This is a genomic window from Streptomyces sp. NPDC031340, from assembly GCF_055569945.1.
This window is the reverse complement of the sequence record NZ_JBVIIE010000004.1, coordinates 1-19,402: the sequence shown is the minus strand read 5'-3', so window position 1 is coordinate 19,402 and position 19,402 is coordinate 1. Positions and strand designations below refer to the sequence as shown.

Sequence of the window (19,402 nt, the reverse complement as noted above, 5' to 3'; positions counted from 1 at the left end):
GTTTCCGCCGGTGCGTCCGCGCTCAGGCCAGCGCGGGCGGGTACAGCGACCGCGGCAGCTGGGAGGCCGCCGCGGCGTCCAGCAGCCACAGGGTGCGGGCGCGGCCGCGGGCTCCTGCCGCCGGAGCCTGGATCTCGCCCGCGCCGGACAGGGCGATCGCCGCGGCCTCCGCCTTGTCCTGGCCCGCCGCGAGCAGCCACACCTCGCGGGCGGACCGGATCGCCGGGAGCGTCAGCGTCACCCGGGTCGGCGGCGGCTTCGGCGCGCCGTGGACGCCGACCACCGTGCGCTCCGTCTCCCGTACCGCGGGAAGCTCGGGGAACAGGGAGGCCACGTGCGTGTCCGGGCCGACGCCCAGCATCAGCACGTCGAAGGCCGGTACCGGCGCGTGGTTCTCGGGGCCCGCCGCCCGGGCCAGCTCCTCGGCGTACGCGGCCGCGGCGGCGTCCACGTCGGTGCCGTACGGGCCGTCCGAGGCGGGCATGGCGTGCACCCGCCTCGGATCCAGCGGCACCGCGTCCAGCAGCGCCTCGCGGGCCTGCGTGACGTTGCGCTCCGGATCACCCTCCGGCAGGAAGCGCTCGTCTCCCCACCACAGGTCCAGCCGGCTCCAGTCGACGGCGTCCCGGGCGGGCTCGGCCGCCAGGGCGGCCAGCAGGCCGTTGCCGTTGCGGCCGCCGGTCAGGACCACGGACGCGTAGCCCCGGGAGGCCTGCGCGTCGACGATCTTCGTGACCAGGCGGGCCGCGGCGGCCTGCGCCATCAGTTCCTTGTCGCGGTGCACGACCAGCTGCGGAGCGCTCACTTCCTCGCCGCCCTGGTCACCGGTTCCTGCGCCGCCGCTTCCTCGGCGGGACCTTTCGCAGTGCCCTCGACAGGGGTCCGGACAGCGACCGGTTCTCCTTTGGCCGGCTTACCGGCACCGGAGTCGGCGGCGGCCGAGTCCTCGGCGTTCCCGGCGTCCTCGGCGTTCCCGGCGCCGGAGCGCCCGGCATCCGTGACCGGCGCCCCGGGGACGAACGCCGCCGTCGCGGCAGCCACCGCGTTCAGCCGCTCCACCCCGTACCGCAGCGCCGACGCGTAGGTGTCGTCCGGGTCGAGCCGGCGCAGCTCCTCCGCGATCAGCTCGGCCGTGTCACGGCGCTTCAGCGCCACCGCACGGTCGGGCTGGCCCTGTATGGACAGCGTCGCGAGCGAGCCGTCGGCCCGGTCCAGGACGATCGGACCGCAGTCGGTGGTCATACGGACCGCGGTCAGCCCCGGACCGCTGGACAGGGAGCGCCGGACCGGGACGTCCAGCCGGTCCGCGAGCCACATCGCCAGCAGCTCGCAGCTCGGGTTGAACTCCTCGCCCTCCACCTCGACCGCCTTCACCTCGCAGGTGACCTGGTCCAGGGCCGCCGCCAGCATCGAACGCCACGGCGTGATGCGGGTCCACGACAGGTCGGTGTCGCCGGGGGTGTAGGTGTCGGCGCGAGCAGCCAGCTCGCTCACCGGCTGCTCCGCGGCGTAGGTGTCCGTCACCCGGCGCTGGGCCAGCGCGCCCAGCGGGTCGTTCGCCGGGTCGAGCGGCGCGTTCACCGGCCACCACACCACCACCGGGGCGTCCGGCAGCAGCAGCGGCAGCACCACCGACTGGGCGTGGTCGACGACCTCGCCGTACAGCCGCAGGATGACCGTCTCGCCGGTGCCCGCGTCCGCGCCCACCCGCACCTCGGCGTCCAGCCGGGACGACGTGCGGTCGCGGGGTGTGCGCGAGACGCGCTTGATGACCACCAGGGTGCGCGAGGGGTGCTCGCGGGAGGCGTCGCCGGCCGCCTTCAGGGCGTCGTAGGCGTTCTCCTCGTCCGTGACGATGACCAGCGTGAGCACCATGCCGACGGCGGGTGTGCCGATGGCCCGGCGGCCCTGCACCAGCGCCTTGTTGATCTTGCTGGCCGTGGTGTCCGTGAGGTCTGTCTTCATGGCCGGCGCCAGCTCCGTCCCTCTCGTGCGAGCATTTCGTCCGCCTCGACGGGCCCCCACGTGCCCGACGGGTACTGGGCCGGCTTGCCGTGCGTGTCCCAGTAGCGCTCGATCGGGTCGAGGATCTTCCAGGACAGCTCGACCTCCTCGGTGCGCGGGAAGAGGTTCGAGTCGCCGAGCAGCACGTCCAGGATCAGCCGCTCGTACGCCTCCGGGCTGGACTCGGTGAAGGACTCGCCGTAGGCGAAGTCCATCGACACGTCCCGGATCTCCATCGACGTGCCCGGCACCTTGGAGCCGAAGCGGACGGTGACGCCCTCGTCCGGCTGGACGCGGATGACGATGGCGTTCTGGCCCAGCTCCTCCGTCGCCGTGGTGTCGAAGGGGGAGTGCGGCGCCCGCTGGAAGACCACCGCGATCTCGGTGACCCGGCGGCCCAGCCGCTTGCCGGTGCGCAGGTAGAAGGGGACGCCCGCCCAGCGGCGGTTGTCGATGTTCAGTCGCAGGGCCGCGTAGGTGTCGGTCTTGGACTGCGGGTCGATGCCCTCCTCCTGGAGGTACCCGACCGCCTTCTCGCCGCCCTGCCAGCCGGCCGCGTACTGCCCGCGCACGGTGTCGCGGCCCAGGTCCTTCGGCAGCCGCACCGCGCCGAGCACCTTGGTCTTCTCCGCGGCCAGCGCGTCCGCGTCGAAGGAGGCGGGCTCCTCCATGGCCGTCAGCGCCATCAGCTGCAGCAGGTGGTTCTGGATGACGTCACGGGCCGCGCCGATGCCGTCGTAGTAGCCGGCCCGGCCGCCGATGCCGATGTCCTCGGCCATGGTGATCTGCACGTGGTCCACGAAGGACCGGTTCCAGATCGGCTCGAACATGGTGTTGGCGAAGCGCAGCGCCAGGATGTTCTGGACGGTCTCCTTGCCCAGGTAGTGGTCGATGCGGAACACCTGGTCGGGCGCGAAGACCTCGTGCACCACCTGGTTGAGCTCCTTGGCGGACTCCAGGTCGTGGCCGAAGGGCTTCTCGATCACCGCCCGCCGCCATGAACCGTTCTCCTGGTCGGCCAGGCCGTGCTTCTTCAGCTGCTGGATGACCACCGGGAACGACCGAGGCGGCACCGACAGGTAGAACGCGAAGTTGCCGCCCGTGCCCTGCGCCTTGTCGAGCTCGTCGATGGTGGCGCGCAGCCGCTCGAACGCGTCGTCGTCGTCGAAGGTGCCCTGGACGAAGCGCATCCCCTGGATGAGCTGCTGCCAGACCTCCTCGCGGAACGGCGTCCGCGCGTGCTCCTTGACGGCGTCGTGGACCTCCTGCGCGAAGTCCTCGTGCTGCCACTCCCGGCGCGCGAAGCCGACCAGCGAGAAGCCGGGCGGCAGCAGACCCCGGTTGGCGAGGTCGTACACGGCGGGCATGAGCTTCTTCCGCGACAGATCGCCCGTGACGCCGAAGATGACCAGACCCGACGGCCCCGCGATGCGCGGGAGCCGTCGGTCTGCGGGGTCACGAAGCGGGTTCGCTCCGTGTACAGGTGTCAAGATGTCAGCCCTCCGAGGGGGCGAGGCGCTCCAGCTCCGCCTCGGTCGACTTCAGCAGGTCGTTCCAGGACGCCTCGAACTTCTCGACGCCCTCGTCCTCCAGGACCTGGACCACGTCGTCGTACGAGATACCGAGCTTCTCCACCGCGTCGAGATCGGCGCGGGCCTGCTCGTAGGTGCCGGCGACGGTGTCCCCGGCGATCTCGCCGTGGTCCTCGGTGGCCAGCAGGGTGGCCTCCGGCATGGTGTTCACCGTGTTCGGCGCCACCAGGTCGACGACGTACAGGGTGTCCTTGTACGCCGGGTCCTTCACGCCCGTCGACGCCCACAGCGGACGCTGCTTCTGGGCGCCCGCGTTCTCCAGGGACTGCCAGCGGTCGGAGGAGAAGACCTCCTCGTACGCCTGGTAGGCCAGCCGGGCGTTGGCGAGAGCGGCCTTGCCGCGCAGCGCCTTGGCCTCGTCGGTGCCCAGGGCGTCGAGCCGCTTGTCGATCTCGGTGTCCACACGGGAGACGAAGAAGGACGCCACGGACCGGATCCGCGACAGGTCCAGGCCGCGCTCCCTGGCCTTCTCCAGGCCCGCCAGGTAGGCGTCCATGACCTTGCGGTACCGCTCCAGCGAGAAGATCAGCGTGACGTTGACGCTGATGCCGAGGCCGATGACCTCGGTGATCGCCGGCAGGCCCGCCTCGGTGGCCGGGATCTTGATGAGGGTGTTGGGCCGGTCCACCAGCCAGGCCAGCTGCTTGGCCTCGGCGACCGTCGCCTTGGTGTTGTGCGCCAGCCGCGGGTCGACCTCGATGGACACCCGGCCGTCCTGGCCGTCGGTGGCGTCGAAGACCGGCCGCAGGATGTCGGCGGCGTCCCGGACGTCCGCCGTGGTGATCATGCGGATGGCCTCTTCGACGGTGACCTTGCGGGCGGCGAGGTCCGACAGCTGCTGGTCGTAGCCGTCGCCCTCGGAGATCGCCTTCTGGAAGATCGTCGGATTGGTGGTGACGCCCACGACGTGCTGCTGGTCGATCAGCTCGGCGAGGTTGCCGGACGTGATCCGCTTGCGCGACAGGTCGTCCAGCCAGATCGCCACGCCTTCCTCGGAGAGGCGCTTGAGTGCGTCTGTCATGGAATACATCTCCTACGTGTCGTATGTGGGCGTCAGCGCTGGGCGGCGGCGAGGGATTCCCGCGCCTGGGCAGTCACGTTCTCGGCGGTGAAACCGAACTCGCGGAAGAGGACCTTGCCGTCGGCGGAAGCACCGAAGTGCTCCAGGGAAACGATGCGACCGGCATCCCCGACGTACTTGTGCCAGGTGAGACCGATGCCCGCCTCCACCGCGACACGCGCCTTCACGTGCGGCGGCAGAACGCTGTCCCGGTACCCCTGGTCCTGCTCCTCGAACCACTCCACGGACGGCATGGACACGACCCGCGTGGGCACCCCGTCGGCCTGCAGCCGCTCGCGCGCCTCGACGGCGACGTGCACCTCGGAACCGGTGGCGATCAGGATCACCTGCGGCTCGCCGCCGTCGGCCTCGAACATCACGTAGCCGCCGCGGGCCGCGTCCTCGTTCGGCTCGTACGTCGGCACGCCCTGGCGGGTCAGCGCGAGGCCGTGCGGGGCGCCCTTGCCGAACTCCTTGGTGTGCCGCTTGAGGATCTCGCGCCAGGCGACGGCGGTCTCGTTGGCGTCCGCCGGGCGGACGACGTTCAGGCCGGGGATCGCGCGCAGCGACGCCAGGTGCTCGACCGGCTGGTGGGTCGGGCCGTCCTCGCCGAGACCGATGGAGTCGTGCGTCCACACGTACGTCACCGGCAGGTGCATCAGGGCCGACAGGCGCACCGCGTTGCGCATGTAGTCGGAGAAGACGAGGAACGTGCCGCCGTAGATCCGGGTGTTGCCGTGCAGCGCGATGCCGTTCATCTCCGCGGCCATGGCGTGCTCGCGGATGCCGAAGTGGATCGTGCGGCCGTACGGGTCGGCCTCCGGCAGCGGGTTGCCCGCCGGCAGGAACGACGACGCCTTGTCGATGGTGGTGTTGTTGGAGCCGGCCAGGTCGGCGGAGCCGCCCCACAGCTCCGGGATCACCGCGCCGAGCGCCTGCAGCACCTTGCCGGACGCGGCACGCGTGGCGACGCCCTTGCCCGTCTCGAAGACCGGGAGCTTCTCCTCCCAGCCCGCGGGCAGCTCGCCCGCCTGCACGCGGTCGAACTCGGCGGCGCGCTCGGGGTTGTGCTCACGCCACAGCTGGAACGACTTCTCCCACTCGGCCTTCGCCGCACGGCCCCGCTCCAGGGCCTGGCGGGTGTGCTTGAGGACCTCGTCGGAGACCTCGAAGCTCTGCTCCGGGTCGAAGCCGAGGACCCGCTTGGTGGCGGCGACCTCGTCGTCGCCGAGCGCCGAGCCGTGCGCGGCCTCGGTGTTCTGGGCGTTCGGGGCCGGCCAGGCGATGATCGAGCGCATCGCGATGAAGGACGGCCGGTCCGTGACCGCCTTGGCCCGCTGGACCGCGGCGTGGATGGCGGCCGGGTCGAGGTCGCCGTTCTCCTGCGGCTCGACGCGCTGCACGTGCCAGCCGTAGGCCTCGTACCGCTTTACGGTGTCCTCGGAGACGGCCGTCTCGGTGTCGCCCTCGATCGAGATGTGGTTGTCGTCCCACAGCAGGATCAGGTTGCCGAGCTTCTGGTGGCCGGCCAGCGAGGACGCCTCCGCGGAGATGCCCTCCTGCAGGCAGCCGTCGCCGGCGATGCAGTAGACGAAGTGGTCGAAGGGCGACTCGCCCTGCGGGGTCTCCGGGTCGAACAGACCGCGCTCGTAGCGGGCGGCCATCGCCATGCCCACCGCGTTGGCGACACCCTGGCCCAGCGGGCCGGTCGTCGTCTCCACACCCTTGGTGTGCCCGTACTCCGGGTGACCGGGGGTCTTCGAGCCCCAGGTGCGGAACGACTTCAGGTCGTCCAGCTCCAGACCGAAGCCGGCCAGGTACAGCTGGGTGTAGAGGGTCAGGGACGAGTGGCCCGCGGACAGCACGAAGCGGTCACGCGCGACCCACTCCGGGTCGGCCGGGTCGTGCCGCATCACCTTCTGGAAGAGGGTGTAGGCGGCGGGCGCCAGGCTCATCGCCGTACCCGGATGGCCGTTGCCGACCTTCTGTACGGCATCGGCGGCCAGGACGCGGGCGGTGTCGACGGCCCGCTGGTCCAACTCGGTCCACTCGAGGTCTGTGGTGGTCGGCTTGGTGCTCACCCTGGGTCAGGGCTCCTCTCCACATGTCACGCATGTCGATAGCCGGTGCATCGGGCGCCGGCCGTTGTCGAGCCTACCCCCGTAGGTACGTGCGTCTTTTCGAGTCGCTCCAGACTGCCGGGAGTCCATGGCGTCCGTCTCCCAGCCGCGCCGTGGCGCGTTCGGCAACTGAATACGCAGCCGCTCGTCCGTGCGCTCAAAGCGGCGGGGTTCCGCTCGTGCGGGCGCGCCGCCGGACACGACCGGACCCCCGCGGATGCCCGGGTCTGGGCAACGTCTACAGTGGCGTGGTACGCGCGAGCCTTTACCTGTGGTTCACATGGTGAGGGCTCGCTGGGATGTCTCTGTCAGGGGTGTGCGTGACGGCCGTCGAATCCCGTCCAGCGGGGGTGGTGCTCGATGCCAGCCAGAAGTCGAGCCGCCGGCCGTTCGGGGCCCGTGTCAAGGCGTTCGTGGCGCTGACCAAGCCGCGGATCATCGAGCTCCTGCTCATCACCACCGTTCCGGTGATGTTCCTCGCCCAGCAGGGCGTTCCGGACCTGAAGCTGGTCCTGCTCACCTGCGTCGGCGGCTACCTCTCCGCGGGCGGCGCCAACGCGCTGAACATGTACATCGACCGCGACATCGACGCGCTGATGGACCGCACCTCGCAGCGGCCGCTGGTCACCGGCATGGTCAGCCCGCGCGAGTGCCTGGCCTTCGGCATCACGCTGGCCGTCGTCTCGACGCTGATGTTCGGGTTCGCCGTCAACTGGCTGTCGGCCTGGCTGTCACTCGGAGCGCTCCTCTTCTACGTCGTCGTCTACACGATGCTGCTCAAACGGCGTACCGCGCAGAACATCGTGTGGGGCGGCATCGCGGGCTGCATGCCGGTGCTGATCGGCTGGTCGGCCGTGACGGACTCGCTCTCCTGGGCTCCGGTCGTCCTCTTCCTGGTGATCTTCTTCTGGACGCCGCCGCACTACTGGCCGCTGTCCATGAAGGTCAAGGAGGACTACGCGCGGGTGGGCGTGCCGATGCTGCCGGTCATCGCCTCCAACAAGGTGGTGGCCAGGCAGATCGTGATCTACAGCTGGGTCATGGTGGCCGTCTCGCTCCTGCTGACGCCGCTCGGCTACACCGGCTGGTTCTACACGGCCGTCGCCCTCGCCGCGGGCGGCTGGTGGCTGTGGGAGGCGCACGCGCTGCAGAACCGGGCCAAGGCCGAGGTGACGGGCGGGAAGCTCAAGGAGATGCGCCTGTTCCACTGGTCGATCACCTACGTGTCCCTGCTGTTCGTGGCCGTGGCCGTGGACCCCTTCCTGCGCTGACGTACGTCACAGTGCCCCGCCCTCGCCAGTCGATCTACCGCTGAGTAGCATCCTGGCCATGGCAGACACGCAGCAGGTTGACGCGAAGGCCGAGCAGAAGGCAGCCCGGCTCGCCAAGCAGATCGACGCCTTCTCCAAGGCGCACGGCGGCGCCGAGGCCCAGGTGGCCTACATCGGCGAGCGCGGCGCCCGGATCGTCCTGGTCGGCGAGGACGGCGGCTGGGGCGACCTGGTGGCCCCCACGTACGGGATCGCCGAGAAGGCGGTCGAGAAGGCGGGCGTCACCGTCCACGAGGCCTTCGACGGCGAGTTCGCGGCGAAGGTGCGGACCGGCGAGTACGAGTGGAAGAGGATGGCCGGCATCCAGCTCGGCGGCTGAACGACCGGGCGGCCGAACGACCGGGCGGAGAAGGCCGGCGGAGAACGCCGGGGAAACCGGACCGCGCGGACCGCGACCTGATGCCCGGTTCACCCGTTAGGCCCTGCGAGGCAGCGTCTGACGGGGAGTCCGGATGATCGAAACGCCGTCCCTCGTGGACCAGTACTGCCACGGCGTACTGAGGACGGAGCTGGGCCTCGGCACGTTCGAGACCCAGCTCGCCCGCACCGAGGGGCCGCCCGCCCCGGGTACCACCCTCTTCGACACGCAGACCGGCTTCGCCGTGCGCCGCTGGTGCCCTCCGCTGCTCGGCCTGGAACCGCACTGCCCGCCCGCCCGGTATCTCGCCCGGCGCCGTGAGCTCGGCGTGCTGGAGGCGGGCCGCCGGCTGCTGCGCGGCAGCGGCATCACGACGTACCTGGTCGACACCGGGCTGCCCGGGGACCTCACCGGCCCCCTGGAGATGGCGTCCGCGGGTGCCGCCGACGCTCGCGAGGTCGTCCGCCTCGAACTCCTCGCCGAACAGGTCGCCGACACCTCCGGCACCGTCGAGTCCTTCCTCGCCAACCTCGCCGAGTCCGTGTACACGGCCGCCGGGAGCGCGGTCGCGTTCACCTCCGTGGCGGGCGTGCGGCACGGGCTGGCGCTGGCGCCCGAGCCGCCGGGGCCGGGGGAGGTGCGGGGCGCGGCCGGGCGGTGGCTGGCCGGGAGAGGCGTCGGCGGCGAACTGAGCGACCCGGTGCTCCTGCGCCACCTGCTGTGGATCGCCGTGGCCTCCGGCCTGCCGCTGCAACTGCACGCGGGGCTCGGCGACCCGGGCCGGCGCGTCGACCGCTCCGACCCGGTGCTGCTGACCGACTTCGTCCGGGCGACGGCCGGGCTCGGCACGGACCTGATCCTGCTGCACGGCTACCCGTACCACCGCCACGCCGCGCATCTCGCGGGCGTCTTCCCGCACGTGTACGCCGACTCGGGAGCCGCCCTGGTCCGCACCGGCGCCCGGGCCGCGTCCGTCCTCGCCGAGATCCTGGAGCTGGCGCCCTTCGGCAAGATCCTCTTCTCCAGCGGCGCCCACGGCCTGCCCGAGCTGCACGTGGTGGCCGCCCGGCTGTTCCGCGAGTCGCTCGAACGGGTGCTGGGCGGCTGGGTGTCCGAGGGCGCCTGGTCGCAGGGCGACGCGGAGCGGGTGGCCGGCATGCTCGCGGCCGGGAACGCCCACCGGGTGTACGGCCTGGACTGACCGAGGGGCGGGCGGTCCGCGGCGCCGGCCGGCCCACGCGCTACGCGGAGCTGCCGGCCTTCAGCTCGGTCGACTGCCCCGGCAGGTCGGCCGCCGTGGCCTCGGGGCGTTCACGCAGGGCCAGCAGGACCCTGAGGGCGCCGATCCACATCAGGCAGGAGCCGAGCATGTGCAGGGCGACCAGCACCTCGGGAAGCTTCGTGAAGTACTGGACGTAGCCGATGGCGCCCTGCAGCAGCAGTACGACGAACAGCTCGCGGGTGCGGTCCAGCGGGCCCTTGGGGGCGTCGACCGCCTTCAGGACGAACCACAGGGCGAACGTCAGGGTCACCACGATCCAGGCCAGCACGGCGTGCAGCTTGCTGACCGTCTCCCAGTCCAGCGGCATCCGCTCCACCTCGCTGGAGTCGCCCGCGTGCGGGCCGGAGCCGGTCACCACCGTGCCGACCGCGATCAGCAGGACCGACGCGGCGACCAGGAACCACACCAGTTGCTGCACGGCCGGGCCGACCAGCGGCCGGGGCGCGCCGTCTCCCTCGCGGGTGCGCTGCCACATCACCGTGGCGACCGCGATCAGGGCCGTGGAGAGCAGGAAGTGGGCCGCGACCGTGTACGGGTTCAGGCCGACCAGGACCACGATGCCGCCGAGCACGGCGTTGCCCATCACCAGCCAGAACTGCGCCCAGCCCAGCCGGGTGAGGCTGCGCCGCAGCGGCTTCGCGGCGCGCGCCGCGACGATCGCCCAGCCGACCGCCGCGCACAGCACGTACGTCAGCAGGCGGTTGCCGAACTCGATGGCGCCGTGCAGGCCCATCGCACTGGTGGTGGTGAGCGAGTCGGCCGTGCACTTGGGCCAGGTCGGGCAGCCGAGCCCGGAACCGGTCAGCCGCACCGCACCGCCGGTGACCACGATGACCACCGACATCACGAGCGCGGAGAGAGCCGCCCGCTGAACCGTCCGGGGAGCCGGGGTCCAGCGTTCGGCGACGAAGGCGAGCGGGTTGCGCACGGCGGCCTGGGCGTCGGCGCGGGAGAGGTTTGGCACGTGCCCCATGGTAGGCCGCCGCTTGTGCACGCTTTCACGAGGGTCCACGGTGCGCCTACTCCCAGCGGAAGAACGTCCCCGCGGCCGCGAGGCCCACGACCGCCCACCCGGCCAGGATCCCCAGGTCCGCCCAGGGCATGCCGGCCCCGTGCTGCAGCACGTCCCGCAGGCCGTCCGACAGGGCGGAGACGGGCAGCAGGCCGAGCACGTCCTGGGCGCCCGCGGGGAACTTGTCCAGCGGCACGATCACCCCGCCGCCCACGAGCAGCAGCAGGAACACCAGGTTGGCGGCGCCCAGGGTGGCCTCCGCCTTCAGGGTGCCCGCCATCAGCAGGCCGAGGCCGGAGAACGCGGCCGTGCCCAGGACCAGCAGGAGCAGTACCGCGGCCGGGTCGCCGTGCGGCGACCAGCCCAGCGCGAGGGCGATCACCGTCAGCAGGATCACCTGGAGGATCTCCGTGACCAGCACCGACGCCGTCTTCGCCGTCATCAGGCCCCAGCGCGGCAGCGGCGAGGAGGCCAGCCGCTTCAGGACGCCGTAGCGGCGTTCGAAGCCCGTCGCGATCGCCTGGCCGGTGAACGCGGTCGACATCACCGCCAGCGCGAGGACGCCCGGGGTGAGGAAGTCGACGGCCTCGCCCGCACCGGTGTCGACGATGTCCACCGAGCTGAACAGCACCAGCAGCAGGGTGGGGATGACGACGGTGAGCAGCAGCTGCTCGCCGTTGCGCAGCAGCATCTTCGTCTCGAGCACGGCCTGCGCCGCGATCATGCGGGGGAGCGGGGCGGCGCCCGGCATCGGCGTGTACGTACCCACGGTCACGAGCGCAGCTCCTTGCCGGTCAGCTCCAGGAAGACGTCTTCGAGGGTGTGCCGCTCCACCGAGATCCTCTCCGGCATCACCCCGTGCTGGGCGCACCACGAGGTCACGGTAGCGAGCAGTTGCGGGTCGACCTTGCCGACGACCCGGTACGAGCCCGGCGTCAGCTCGTCCGCCGAGCAGTCCGCGGGCAGCGCCTTCAGCAGCGAGCCGACGTCCAGGCCCGGGCGGCCGGCGAAGCGCAGCGTGTTCTCCGCGCCGCCGCGGCACAGCTCCTCCGGGGAGCCCTGCGCGACGACCCGGCCGGCGTCGATGATCGCCACGTCGTCGGCGAGCTGCTCGGCCTCGTCCATGTAGTGCGTGGTGAGGATCACCGAGACGCCGTCCGCGCGCAGGTCGCGCACCAGGTCCCAGGTGGCGCGGCGGGCCTGCGGGTCGAGGCCGGCGGTCGGCTCGTCCAGGAACACCAGCTCCGGGCGGCCCACCACGGCCATCGCCAGCGCCAGGCGCTGCTGCTGCCCGCCGGACAGGCGCCGGTAGGCCGTGCGACCGCACGAGCCGAGCCCGAGTCGCTCGATCAGCGCGTCCACGTCCAGCGGGTGCGCGTGCAGCCGGGCGACGTGGCGCAGCATCTCGTCGGCCCGCGCGCCCGAGTAGACGCCGCCGGACTGCAGCATCACGCCGATGCGCGGGTGCAGCTCCCCGGCCTGCCGCACCGGGTCGAGGCCGAGGACGCGCACCGTGCCGGAGTCCGGCCTGCGGTAGCCCTCGCAGGTCTCTACCGTCGTCGTCTTGCCGGCGCCGTTGGGGCCGAGCACGGCGGTCACGCCCGCGCGGGCCACCAGGTCGAGACCGTCCACGGCGGTCTTCGTGCCGTACCGCTTCACCAGGGCCCGGACCTCGATGAGCGGGTGCGACGCGAAGCGTCTCCCCGGGAGGTCGTGGCCGGGAGACGGGCGGGCGGGCTCACTTCGCATGGGTCCAGAGTCTAGGTTCGCCGCGGGTGCCCCCGGCGGGCGGGTGCGGGATCGGAACCGCCCGGCCGGCCACTTCCGCCCGGCCGACCGGTCGAAGATCGTTCGCGCAGGTGGGATTAGGTATACCTAAGTGACGCAGGGCACCGTCCGGCGGTCAGGAGGCGGCTTGCCCGCCCCTCACGAATTACGCAACAATGGCGTTGTGAAAAACGGCGTGCCTTCGACTGCGTCCCGGCAGGAGGAACTCGCGACCGGTGAGCGCTCCACGCGCAACCGGGTCGCGCGGTCCATCCTGGACCACGGGCCGTCGACCGTCGCCGAGCTCGCCGCGCGGCTGAGCCTCACCCAGGCCGCCGTACGCCGGCATCTCGACGCGCTGGCCGCCGACGACGTCGTGGAGGCGCGCGAGCAGCGGGTCTACGGAGCCCGTACCCGCGGCCGCCCCGCCAAGGTCTTCGTGCTCACCGACTGCGGTCGTGACGCCTTCGACCAGTCGTACGACAAGCTCGCCGCGGACGCCCTGCGCTGGATCGCCGAGCGTGAGGGCGGCGAGGCGGTCGCGGCCTTCGCGCGCGCCCGGATCGCCGCGCAGGCGGGCGCGTACCGCAAGGCGGTCGAGGGCGCCGCCCCCGACCGGCGGGCCGAAGCCCTCGCCAAGGCCCTGAGCGCGGACGGGTACGCTGCTACGGCACGCAGCGCGCCCCTCCCGCACCAAGGTGAGCAGCTGTGCCAGCACCACTGCCCGATGGCCCACGTCGCGGAGCAGTTCCCCCAGCTGTGCGAGGCGGAGACGGAGTTCTTCGCCGAACTGCTCGGGACCCATGTGCAGCGGCTGGCCACCATCGCCCACGGCGACGGCGTCTGCACGACCTTCATCCCCAAGATTTCCCACAACGCATCCACAAGCACGGCCGGGAGGAACCCCGCATGACACTCCCCACGGAGACTGCCCACCCCGAGCTCGAAGGCCTGGGCAAGTACGAATACGGCTGGGCCGACTCCGACGAGGCCGGTGCCGCGGCGAAGCGCGGCCTGAGTGAAGAGGTCGTCCGGGACATCTCCGCGAAGAAGTCCGAGCCGGAGTGGATGACGAAGCTGCGCCTGAAGGGCCTGAAGCTCTTCGAGAAGAAGCCCATGCCGAACTGGGGCTCGGACCTGTCCGGCATCGACTTCGACAACATCAAGTACTTCGTGCGCTCCACGGAGAAGCAGGCGGAGTCCTGGGAGGACCTGCCCGAGGACATCAAGAACACCTACGACAAGCTGGGCATCCCGGAGGCGGAGAAGCAGCGCCTGGTCGCCGGTGTCGCCGCCCAGTACGAGTCGGAGGTCGTCTACCACCAGATCCGCGAGGACCTGGAGGAGCAGGGCGTCATCTTCCTCGACACCGACACCGCCCTGAAGGAGCACCCGGAGCTCTTCAAGGAGTACTTCGGCACGGTCATCCCGGTCGGCGACAACAAGTTCGCGTCGCTGAACAGCGCCGTGTGGTCCGGCGGCTCCTTCATCTACGTGCCGAAGGGCGTGCACGTGGAGATCCCGCTCCAGGCCTACTTCCGCATCAACACGGAGAACATGGGCCAGTTCGAGCGGACCCTGATCATCGTCGACGAGGGCGCCTACGTGCACTACGTCGAGGGCTGTACCGCCCCGATCTACAAGTCGGACTCGCTGCACAGCGCGGTCGTCGAGATCATCGTCAAGAAGAACGCCCGCTGCCGCTACACGACCATCCAGAACTGGTCGAACAACGTCTACAACCTGGTCACCAAGCGCGCCGTCGCCTACGAGGGCGCGACCATGGAGTGGGTCGACGGCAACATCGGCTCCAAGGTGACGATGAAGTACCCGGCCGTCTACCTGATGGGCGAGCACGCCAAGGGCGAGACCCTGTCCATCGCCTTCGCGGGCGAGGGCCAGCACCAGGACGCCGGCGCCAAGATGGTTCACATGGCCCCGAACACGTCCTCCAACATCGTCTCCAAGTCGGTGGCGCGCGGCGGCGGCCGTACCTCCTACCGCGGACTGATCGAGATCGGTGAGGGCGCTCCCGGCTCCAAGTCCAACGTGCTGTGCGACGCGCTGCTCGTCGACACCATCTCCCGCTCGGACACCTACCCCTACGTCGACGTCCGCGAGGACGACGTGTCCATGGGTCACGAGGCGACCGTCTCCAAGGTCTCCGAGGACCAGCTCTTCTACCTGATGAGCCGCGGTCTGAGCGAGTTCGAGGCGATGGCGATGATCGTGCGCGGCTTCGTCGAGCCGATCGCCAAGGAACTGCCGATGGAGTACGCGCTGGAGCTCAACCGGCTGATCGAGCTGCAGATGGAAGGCGCGGTCGGCTGACCGCCCCATCACCGGCAGACGTCTTACTCAGGAAAGAGAGCACTACGACAGCCATGGCTGAGGCCCAGAACTCCACCACGCCCGGCTCCGCTCGCGCGGGGGCCCCACCGCTGGGGTCCACCACCGCCGGGTCGATCGCGGTCGCCGCCGAGTCGACCGTCGTCTCCCGCATGAGCGCGCCGCCCTCCTTCGACGTGGCGGACTTCCCCGTCCCGCACGGCCGTGAGGAGGAGTGGCGGTTCACCCCGCTGGAGCGCCTGCGCGGCCTGCACGACGGCACCGCGGTCGCCGGCGGCTCGGTCAAGGCCGAGTTCTCCGCGCCCGACGGCGTCACCGTCGAGACGGTCGGCCGCGACGACGCCCGGCTCGGCCGGGCCGGCGCGCCGGTGGACCGGGTCGCGGCCCAGGCCTACTCCTCCTTCGAGGAGGCGACCGTCGTCACCGTGCCGAAGGAGACCGTGCTGAGCGAGCCGGTCCGCCTCGCCCTGCACGGCGAGGGCGGCGTGACCTACGGCCACACCGTCTTCGAGCTGGAGGCCTTCGCCGAGGCCACCGTCGTCATCGACCACACCGGCGACGCCGTCCGCGCCGCGAACGTGGAGTACATCGTCGGCGACGGCGCGAAGCTCACCGTGGTCACCGTGGTCGACTGGGACGACACCGCCGTCCACGTGGCCCAGCAGAGCGCCCTGATCGGCCGGGACGCCGGCTTCCGGCACATCGTCGTCACCTTCGGCGGCGACCTGGTGCGCATCCACCCGCGCGTGACCTACGCCGGCCCCGGCGGCGAGGCCGAACTGCTCGGCCTGTACTTCACCGACGCCGGCCAGCACCACGAGCACCGCCTGCTGGTCACCCACAACGCGCCCCACTGCAAGTCGAACGTCGTCTACAAGGGCGCGCTCCAGGGCGACGACGCGCACGCCGTGTGGATCGGCGACGTCCTCATCGAGGCCGCGGCCGAGGGCACCGACACCTACGAGATGAACCGCAACCTCGTCCTCACCGACGGCGCCCGGGTCGACTCGGTGCCGAACCTGGAGATCGAGACCGGCGAGATCGTCGGCGCCGGCCACGCCTCCGCCACCGGCCGCTTCGACGACGAGCAGCTGTTCTACCTGATGGCCCGCGGCATCCCCGAGCACGAGGCCCGCCGCCTCGTCGTGCGCGGCTTCTTCGCCGAACTGGTCCAGCAGATCGGCGTCCCGGACATCGAGGAGCGGCTCATCGCCAAGATCGACCAGGAGCTGGAGGAGTCCGTCGCATGAGTGAAACGCCGGGCTTCGTCCGTGTCTGCGCGCTGAGCGAGCTGGAGGAGGGCACCCCGAAGCGGGTGGAGATCGACGGCACGCCGGTGTCCCTCGTGCACGCCGAGGGGGAGGTCTTCGCGATCTACGACATCTGCTCGCACGCGAACGTCTCGCTCTCCGAGGGCGAGGTGGAGGACTGCCAGATCGAGTGCTGGCTGCACGGTTCCGCCTTCGACCTGCGCACCGGCAAGCCTTCCGGCCTCCCCGCGACGCGCCCCGTCCCCGTATACCCCGTCAAGATCGAAGGGGACGACGTTCTCGTCTCCCTCACCCAGGAGTCCTGAGGCACCCATGGCTACGCTTGAAATCCGAGACCTGCACGTCACCGTCGAGGCCGACAACGCCACGAAGGAGATCCTCAAGGGCGTCGACCTCACCGTGAAGCAGGGCGAGACGCACGCCATCATGGGCCCCAACGGCTCCGGCAAGTCGACCCTCGCCTACTCCCTCGCGGGGCACCCCAAGTACACGGTCACCGGCGGCACCGTCACCCTCGACGGCGAGGACGTCCTGGCGATGTCCGTCGACGAGCGCGCCCGCGCCGGCCTGTTCCTGGCGATGCAGTACCCGGTCGAGGTGCCCGGCGTCTCCGTCTCCAACTTCCTGCGCACCTCCGCCACCGCCATCCGCGGCGAGGCCCCCAAGCTGCGCACCTGGGTCAAGGAGGTCAAGGAGGCCATGGAGCGCCTCCACATGGACTCCTCCTTCGCCGAGCGCAACGTCAACGAGGGCTTCTCCGGCGGTGAGAAGAAGCGCCACGAGATCCTCCAGCTGGAGCTGCTCAAGCCGAAGGTCGCGATCCTCGACGAGACCGACTCCGGCCTGGACGTCGACGCGCTGCGCATCGTCTCCGAGGGCGTCAACCGCGTCCGCGAGTCCGGCGAGGTCGGCACCCTGCTGATCACGCACTACACGCGCATCCTGCGCTACATCAAGCCCGACCACGTCCACGTGTTCGCCGGCGGCCGCATCGTCGAGTCCGGCGGTCCGGAGCTCGCGGACAAGCTGGAGAACGAGGGCTACGAGGCGTACGCGAACCCGAAGGAGACTGTGGCATGACACAACTGCCGGGCCTCCTCGACGCCGAGGCGCTGCGCAAGGACTTCCCGATCCTGGACCGCCAGGTCCACGACGGCCGCAAGCTCGTCTACCTGGACAACGCGGCGACCTCGCAGAAGCCGCGCCAGGTGCTCGACGCCCTGAACGAGTACTACGAGCGTTACAACGCCAACGTCCATCGCGGTGTGCACGTCCTCGCCGAGGAGGCCACGGCGCTGTACGAGGGCGCGCGCGACAAGGTCGCCGCGTTCATCAACGCGCCCAGCCGCGACGAGGTGATCTTCACCAAGAACGCCTCCGAGTCGCTCAACCTCGTGGCCAACATGCTCGGCTGGGCCGAGGAGCCCTACCGGGTGGACCACGAGACCGAGATCGTCATCACGGAGATGGAGCACCACTCCAACATCGTGCCGTGGCAGCTGCTCGCGCAACGTACGGGCGCGAAGCTGAAGTGGTTCGGCCTCACCGACGACGGCCGCCTGGACCTGTCGAACATCGACGAGGTCATCACCGAGAAGACGAAGATCGTCTCCTTCGTGCTGGTGTCCAACATCCTGGGCACGGTCAACCCGGTCGAGGCGATCGTCCGGCGCGCCCAGGAGGTCGGCGCCCTGGTCTGCGTCGACGCCTCGCAGGCCGCCCCGCACATGCCGCTGGACGTGCAGGCGCTGCAGGCCGACTTCGTGGCCTTCACCGGTCACAAGATGTGCGGCCCGACCGGCATCGGCGTGCTGTGGGGCCGCCAGGAGCTGCTCGAGGACCTGCCCCCGTTCCTCGGCGGCGGCGAGATGATCGAGACGGTGTCGATGCACTCCTCGACCTACGCCCCGGCGCCGCACAAGTTCGAGGCGGGCACGCCCCCGATCGCGCAGGCGGTCGGCCTGGGCGCGGCGATCGACTACCTCGACGCCATCGGCATGGACAAGATCCTCGCCCATGAGCACGCGCTGACCGAGTACGCCGTCCAGCGGCTGGCCCAGGTCCCCGACCTGCGGATCATCGGCCCGACCACGGCCGAGGACCGGGGCGCGGCGATCTCCTTCACGCTCGGCGACATCCACCCGCACGACGTGGGCCAGGTCCTCGACGAGCAGGGCATCGCGGTCCGGGTCGGTCACCACTGCGCCCGGCCGGTCTGCCTGCGGTACGGAATTCCCGCGACCACGCGAGCGTCGTTCTACCTGTACTCCACGCCGGCCGAGATCGACGCTCTGGTCGACGGACTGGAGCACGTACGGAACTTCTTCGGCTGACGGGACGAGCGATCGCATGAAGCTGGACTCGATGTACCAGGAAGTCATCCTGGACCACTACAAGAATCCGCACGGGCGGGGCTTGCGGGACGGCGACGCCGAGGTGCACCACGTCAACCCGACGTGCGGCGACGAGATCACCCTTCGCGTGAAGTACGACGGCACGAAGATCGAGGACGTCAGCTACGAGGGCCAGGGCTGTTCCATCAGCCAGGCCTCGGCCTCCGTGCTGAACGAACTCCTCGTCGGCAAGGACCTCGCCGAGGCGCAGAAGATCCAGGAGACCTTCCTGGAGCTGATGCAGTCCAAGGGCCGCATCGAGCCCGACGACGCGATGGAGGAGGTCCTGGAGGACGCGGTCGCGTTCGCGGGCGTCTCCAAGTACCCGGCCCGGGTCAAGTGCGCCCTCCTGAGCTGGATGGCGTGGAAGGACGCGACGGCCCAGGCCCTGGGCGGAGCCGACGCCGAAAGGAAGACGGCATGACCGACACCGCTGAGATGAAGCCGGCCTCGGAGGAGGAGCTCCGCGAGGCCCTGATGGACGTCGTCGACCCCGAGCTGGGCATCGACGTCGTCAACCTGGGCCTGATCTACGGAATCCACGTCGACGACGCCAACATCGCGACCGTCGACATGACCCTGACCTCGGCGGCCTGCCCGCTGACCGACGTCATCGAGGACCAGGCCAAGTCCGCCACCGACGGCCTGGTCAGCGAACTGCGCATCAACTGGGTCTGGATGCCGCCGTGGGGCCCGGACAAGATCACGGACGACGGACGCGAGCAGCTGCGCGCGCTCGGGTTCAACGTCTGACACCTTCCCCGGCACGCGACAAGCGCGGGGGGGGGGGGGGGGGGGGGGGGCGCCCCCGCGTGTTTGTTTCTCTGTGACCGCCTGCTTTCGAGGGGCAGCCTACCCCCCCG

At 70.7% G+C, this 19,402-nt stretch carries 19 protein-coding genes; 11 read left to right on the top strand and 8 right to left on the bottom strand.

All coding sequences use genetic code 11. The features are described from left to right. Positions 1 to 22: 22 nt before the first annotated feature. The 5 genes from pgl to tkt are packed head-to-tail and all read right to left on the bottom strand — an operon-like array spanning position 23 to position 6,737. Positions 23 to 805 (bottom strand): 6-phosphogluconolactonase, encoded by a 783-nt coding sequence (gene pgl / locus ACZ5GT_RS03730; RefSeq protein ID WP_469013793.1) that lies wholly within the window; start codon positions 803 to 805, stop codon positions 23 to 25. Next, complete coding sequence (gene opcA / locus ACZ5GT_RS03725; RefSeq protein WP_469013792.1) at positions 802 to 1,965, bottom strand: glucose-6-phosphate dehydrogenase assembly protein OpcA; 1,164 nt, start codon at positions 1,963 to 1,965, stop codon at positions 802 to 804. Before opcA ends, pgl begins: the two co-directional genes overlap by 4 nt. After that, complete coding sequence (gene zwf, locus ACZ5GT_RS03720; protein WP_360758954.1) at positions 1,962 to 3,494, bottom strand: glucose-6-phosphate dehydrogenase; 1,533 nt, start codon at positions 3,492 to 3,494, stop codon at positions 1,962 to 1,964. The genes opcA and zwf overlap by 4 nt, the downstream gene beginning before the upstream one ends. Positions 3,495 to 3,498: 4 nt before the next feature. After that, positions 3,499 to 4,617, bottom strand: coding sequence for a transaldolase (gene tal / locus ACZ5GT_RS03715; RefSeq protein ID WP_469013790.1), 1,119 nt, complete (start codon positions 4,615 to 4,617; stop codon positions 3,499 to 3,501). A 32-nt stretch (positions 4,618 to 4,649) separates the two neighbouring features. Beyond that, entirely contained in the window at positions 4,650 to 6,737 is a 2,088-nt protein-coding gene (gene tkt, locus ACZ5GT_RS03710) for a transketolase (RefSeq protein WP_469013789.1), read from the bottom strand. A gap of 338 nt (positions 6,738 to 7,075) precedes the next feature. Here tkt and ACZ5GT_RS03705 point away from each other — a divergent pair, with 338 nt between their 5' ends. From ACZ5GT_RS03705 to ACZ5GT_RS03695, 3 genes are all read left to right on the top strand, one after another. Then, the gene (locus tag ACZ5GT_RS03705; protein WP_469013786.1) at positions 7,076 to 8,047 is read left to right on the top strand and encodes a heme o synthase; all 972 of its coding nucleotides are present in this window, start codon (positions 7,076 to 7,078) and stop codon (positions 8,045 to 8,047) included. Positions 8,048 to 8,105: 58 nt separating this feature from the next. Then, complete coding sequence (locus ACZ5GT_RS03700; RefSeq protein ID WP_360758962.1) at positions 8,106 to 8,426, top strand: hypothetical protein; 321 nt, start codon at positions 8,106 to 8,108, stop codon at positions 8,424 to 8,426. 133 nt (positions 8,427 to 8,559) lie between these two features. Beyond that, positions 8,560 to 9,666: an amidohydrolase family protein gene (locus ACZ5GT_RS03695; protein WP_469013783.1), complete on the top strand. Its 1,107-nt coding sequence runs from the start codon at positions 8,560 to 8,562 to the stop codon at positions 9,664 to 9,666. A 40-nt stretch (positions 9,667 to 9,706) separates the two neighbouring features. Here the strand turns inward: ACZ5GT_RS03695 and ACZ5GT_RS03690 are convergent, their stop codons facing one another. Genes ACZ5GT_RS03690 through ACZ5GT_RS03680 form a run of 3 tightly spaced genes read right to left on the bottom strand, consistent with a single transcriptional unit; the run spans position 9,707 to position 12,508 of the window. Further along, a complete protein-coding gene (locus ACZ5GT_RS03690) occupies positions 9,707 to 10,720 on the bottom strand; it encodes a COX15/CtaA family protein (protein ID WP_469013782.1) in 1,014 nt (337 codons plus the stop codon). Between the two features lie 46 nt (positions 10,721 to 10,766). Beyond that, a complete protein-coding gene (locus ACZ5GT_RS03685) occupies positions 10,767 to 11,510 on the bottom strand; it encodes an ABC transporter permease (RefSeq protein WP_469014163.1) in 744 nt (247 codons plus the stop codon). 20 nt (positions 11,511 to 11,530) lie between these two features. Further along, positions 11,531 to 12,508, bottom strand: coding sequence for an ABC transporter ATP-binding protein (locus tag ACZ5GT_RS03680; RefSeq protein ID WP_469013780.1), 978 nt, complete (start codon positions 12,506 to 12,508; stop codon positions 11,531 to 11,533). Between the two features lie 214 nt (positions 12,509 to 12,722). Here ACZ5GT_RS03680 and ACZ5GT_RS03675 point away from each other — a divergent pair, with 214 nt between their 5' ends. From ACZ5GT_RS03675 to ACZ5GT_RS03640, 8 genes are read left to right on the top strand one after another with little or no spacing between them, the layout of a single operon-like run. Next, positions 12,723 to 13,439: a helix-turn-helix transcriptional regulator gene (locus ACZ5GT_RS03675; RefSeq protein WP_469013777.1), complete on the top strand. Its 717-nt coding sequence runs from the start codon at positions 12,723 to 12,725 to the stop codon at positions 13,437 to 13,439. Then, positions 13,436 to 14,857, top strand: a complete 1,422-nt coding sequence (sufB, locus tag ACZ5GT_RS03670; protein ID WP_324785481.1) for a Fe-S cluster assembly protein SufB — start codon at positions 13,436 to 13,438, stop codon at positions 14,855 to 14,857. Before ACZ5GT_RS03675 ends, sufB begins: the two co-directional genes overlap by 4 nt. Before the next feature lie 53 nt (positions 14,858 to 14,910). Beyond that, positions 14,911 to 16,125 (top strand): Fe-S cluster assembly protein SufD, encoded by a 1,215-nt coding sequence (sufD, locus tag ACZ5GT_RS03665; RefSeq protein ID WP_469013775.1) that lies wholly within the window; start codon positions 14,911 to 14,913, stop codon positions 16,123 to 16,125. Further along, positions 16,122 to 16,451: a bifunctional 3-phenylpropionate/cinnamic acid dioxygenase ferredoxin subunit gene (locus ACZ5GT_RS03660; RefSeq protein WP_469013773.1), complete on the top strand. Its 330-nt coding sequence runs from the start codon at positions 16,122 to 16,124 to the stop codon at positions 16,449 to 16,451. The genes sufD and ACZ5GT_RS03660 overlap by 4 nt, the downstream gene beginning before the upstream one ends. A 7-nt stretch (positions 16,452 to 16,458) precedes the next feature. Next, positions 16,459 to 17,226, top strand: a complete 768-nt coding sequence (sufC, locus tag ACZ5GT_RS03655) for a Fe-S cluster assembly ATPase SufC (RefSeq protein ID WP_469013772.1) — start codon at positions 16,459 to 16,461, stop codon at positions 17,224 to 17,226. Continuing rightward, entirely contained in the window at positions 17,223 to 18,479 is a 1,257-nt protein-coding gene (locus tag ACZ5GT_RS03650; RefSeq protein ID WP_469013768.1) for a cysteine desulfurase, read from the top strand. Before sufC ends, ACZ5GT_RS03650 begins: the two co-directional genes overlap by 4 nt. Positions 18,480 to 18,495: 16 nt before the next feature. Next, positions 18,496 to 18,963: a Fe-S cluster assembly sulfur transfer protein SufU gene (gene sufU / locus ACZ5GT_RS03645; RefSeq protein WP_469013765.1), complete on the top strand. Its 468-nt coding sequence runs from the start codon at positions 18,496 to 18,498 to the stop codon at positions 18,961 to 18,963. After that, a complete protein-coding gene (locus tag ACZ5GT_RS03640; protein WP_469013763.1) occupies positions 18,960 to 19,292 on the top strand; it encodes a metal-sulfur cluster assembly factor in 333 nt (110 codons plus the stop codon). Before sufU ends, ACZ5GT_RS03640 begins: the two co-directional genes overlap by 4 nt. Positions 19,293 to 19,402: the final 110 nt, after the last annotated feature.

Coding starts and splice junctions, on each gene's coding strand:
- tal (WP_469013790.1), bottom strand. CDS start 4,617: ATGACAGACGCACTCAAGCGCCTCTCCGAGGAAGGCGTGGCGATCTGG.
- ACZ5GT_RS03650 (WP_469013768.1), top strand. CDS start 17,223: ATGACACAACTGCCGGGCCTCCTCGACGCCGAGGCGCTGCGCAAGGAC.
- opcA (WP_469013792.1), bottom strand. CDS start 1,965: ATGAAGACAGACCTCACGGACACCACGGCCAGCAAGATCAACAAGGCG.
- sufD (WP_469013775.1), top strand. CDS start 14,911: ATGGCTGAGGCCCAGAACTCCACCACGCCCGGCTCCGCTCGCGCGGGG.
- sufB (WP_324785481.1), top strand. CDS start 13,436: ATGACACTCCCCACGGAGACTGCCCACCCCGAGCTCGAAGGCCTGGGC.
- sufC (WP_469013772.1), top strand. CDS start 16,459: ATGGCTACGCTTGAAATCCGAGACCTGCACGTCACCGTCGAGGCCGAC.
- ACZ5GT_RS03690 (WP_469013782.1), bottom strand. CDS start 10,720: ATGGGGCACGTGCCAAACCTCTCCCGCGCCGACGCCCAGGCCGCCGTG.
- sufU (WP_469013765.1), top strand. CDS start 18,496: ATGAAGCTGGACTCGATGTACCAGGAAGTCATCCTGGACCACTACAAG.
- ACZ5GT_RS03685 (WP_469014163.1), bottom strand. CDS start 11,510: ATGCCGGGCGCCGCCCCGCTCCCCCGCATGATCGCGGCGCAGGCCGTG.
- ACZ5GT_RS03660 (WP_469013773.1), top strand. CDS start 16,122: ATGAGTGAAACGCCGGGCTTCGTCCGTGTCTGCGCGCTGAGCGAGCTG.
- ACZ5GT_RS03705 (WP_469013786.1), top strand. CDS start 7,076: ATGTCTCTGTCAGGGGTGTGCGTGACGGCCGTCGAATCCCGTCCAGCG.
- ACZ5GT_RS03695 (WP_469013783.1), top strand. CDS start 8,560: ATGATCGAAACGCCGTCCCTCGTGGACCAGTACTGCCACGGCGTACTG.
- ACZ5GT_RS03680 (WP_469013780.1), bottom strand. CDS start 12,508: ATGCGAAGTGAGCCCGCCCGCCCGTCTCCCGGCCACGACCTCCCGGGG.
- ACZ5GT_RS03640 (WP_469013763.1), top strand. CDS start 18,960: ATGACCGACACCGCTGAGATGAAGCCGGCCTCGGAGGAGGAGCTCCGC.
- ACZ5GT_RS03700 (WP_360758962.1), top strand. CDS start 8,106: ATGGCAGACACGCAGCAGGTTGACGCGAAGGCCGAGCAGAAGGCAGCC.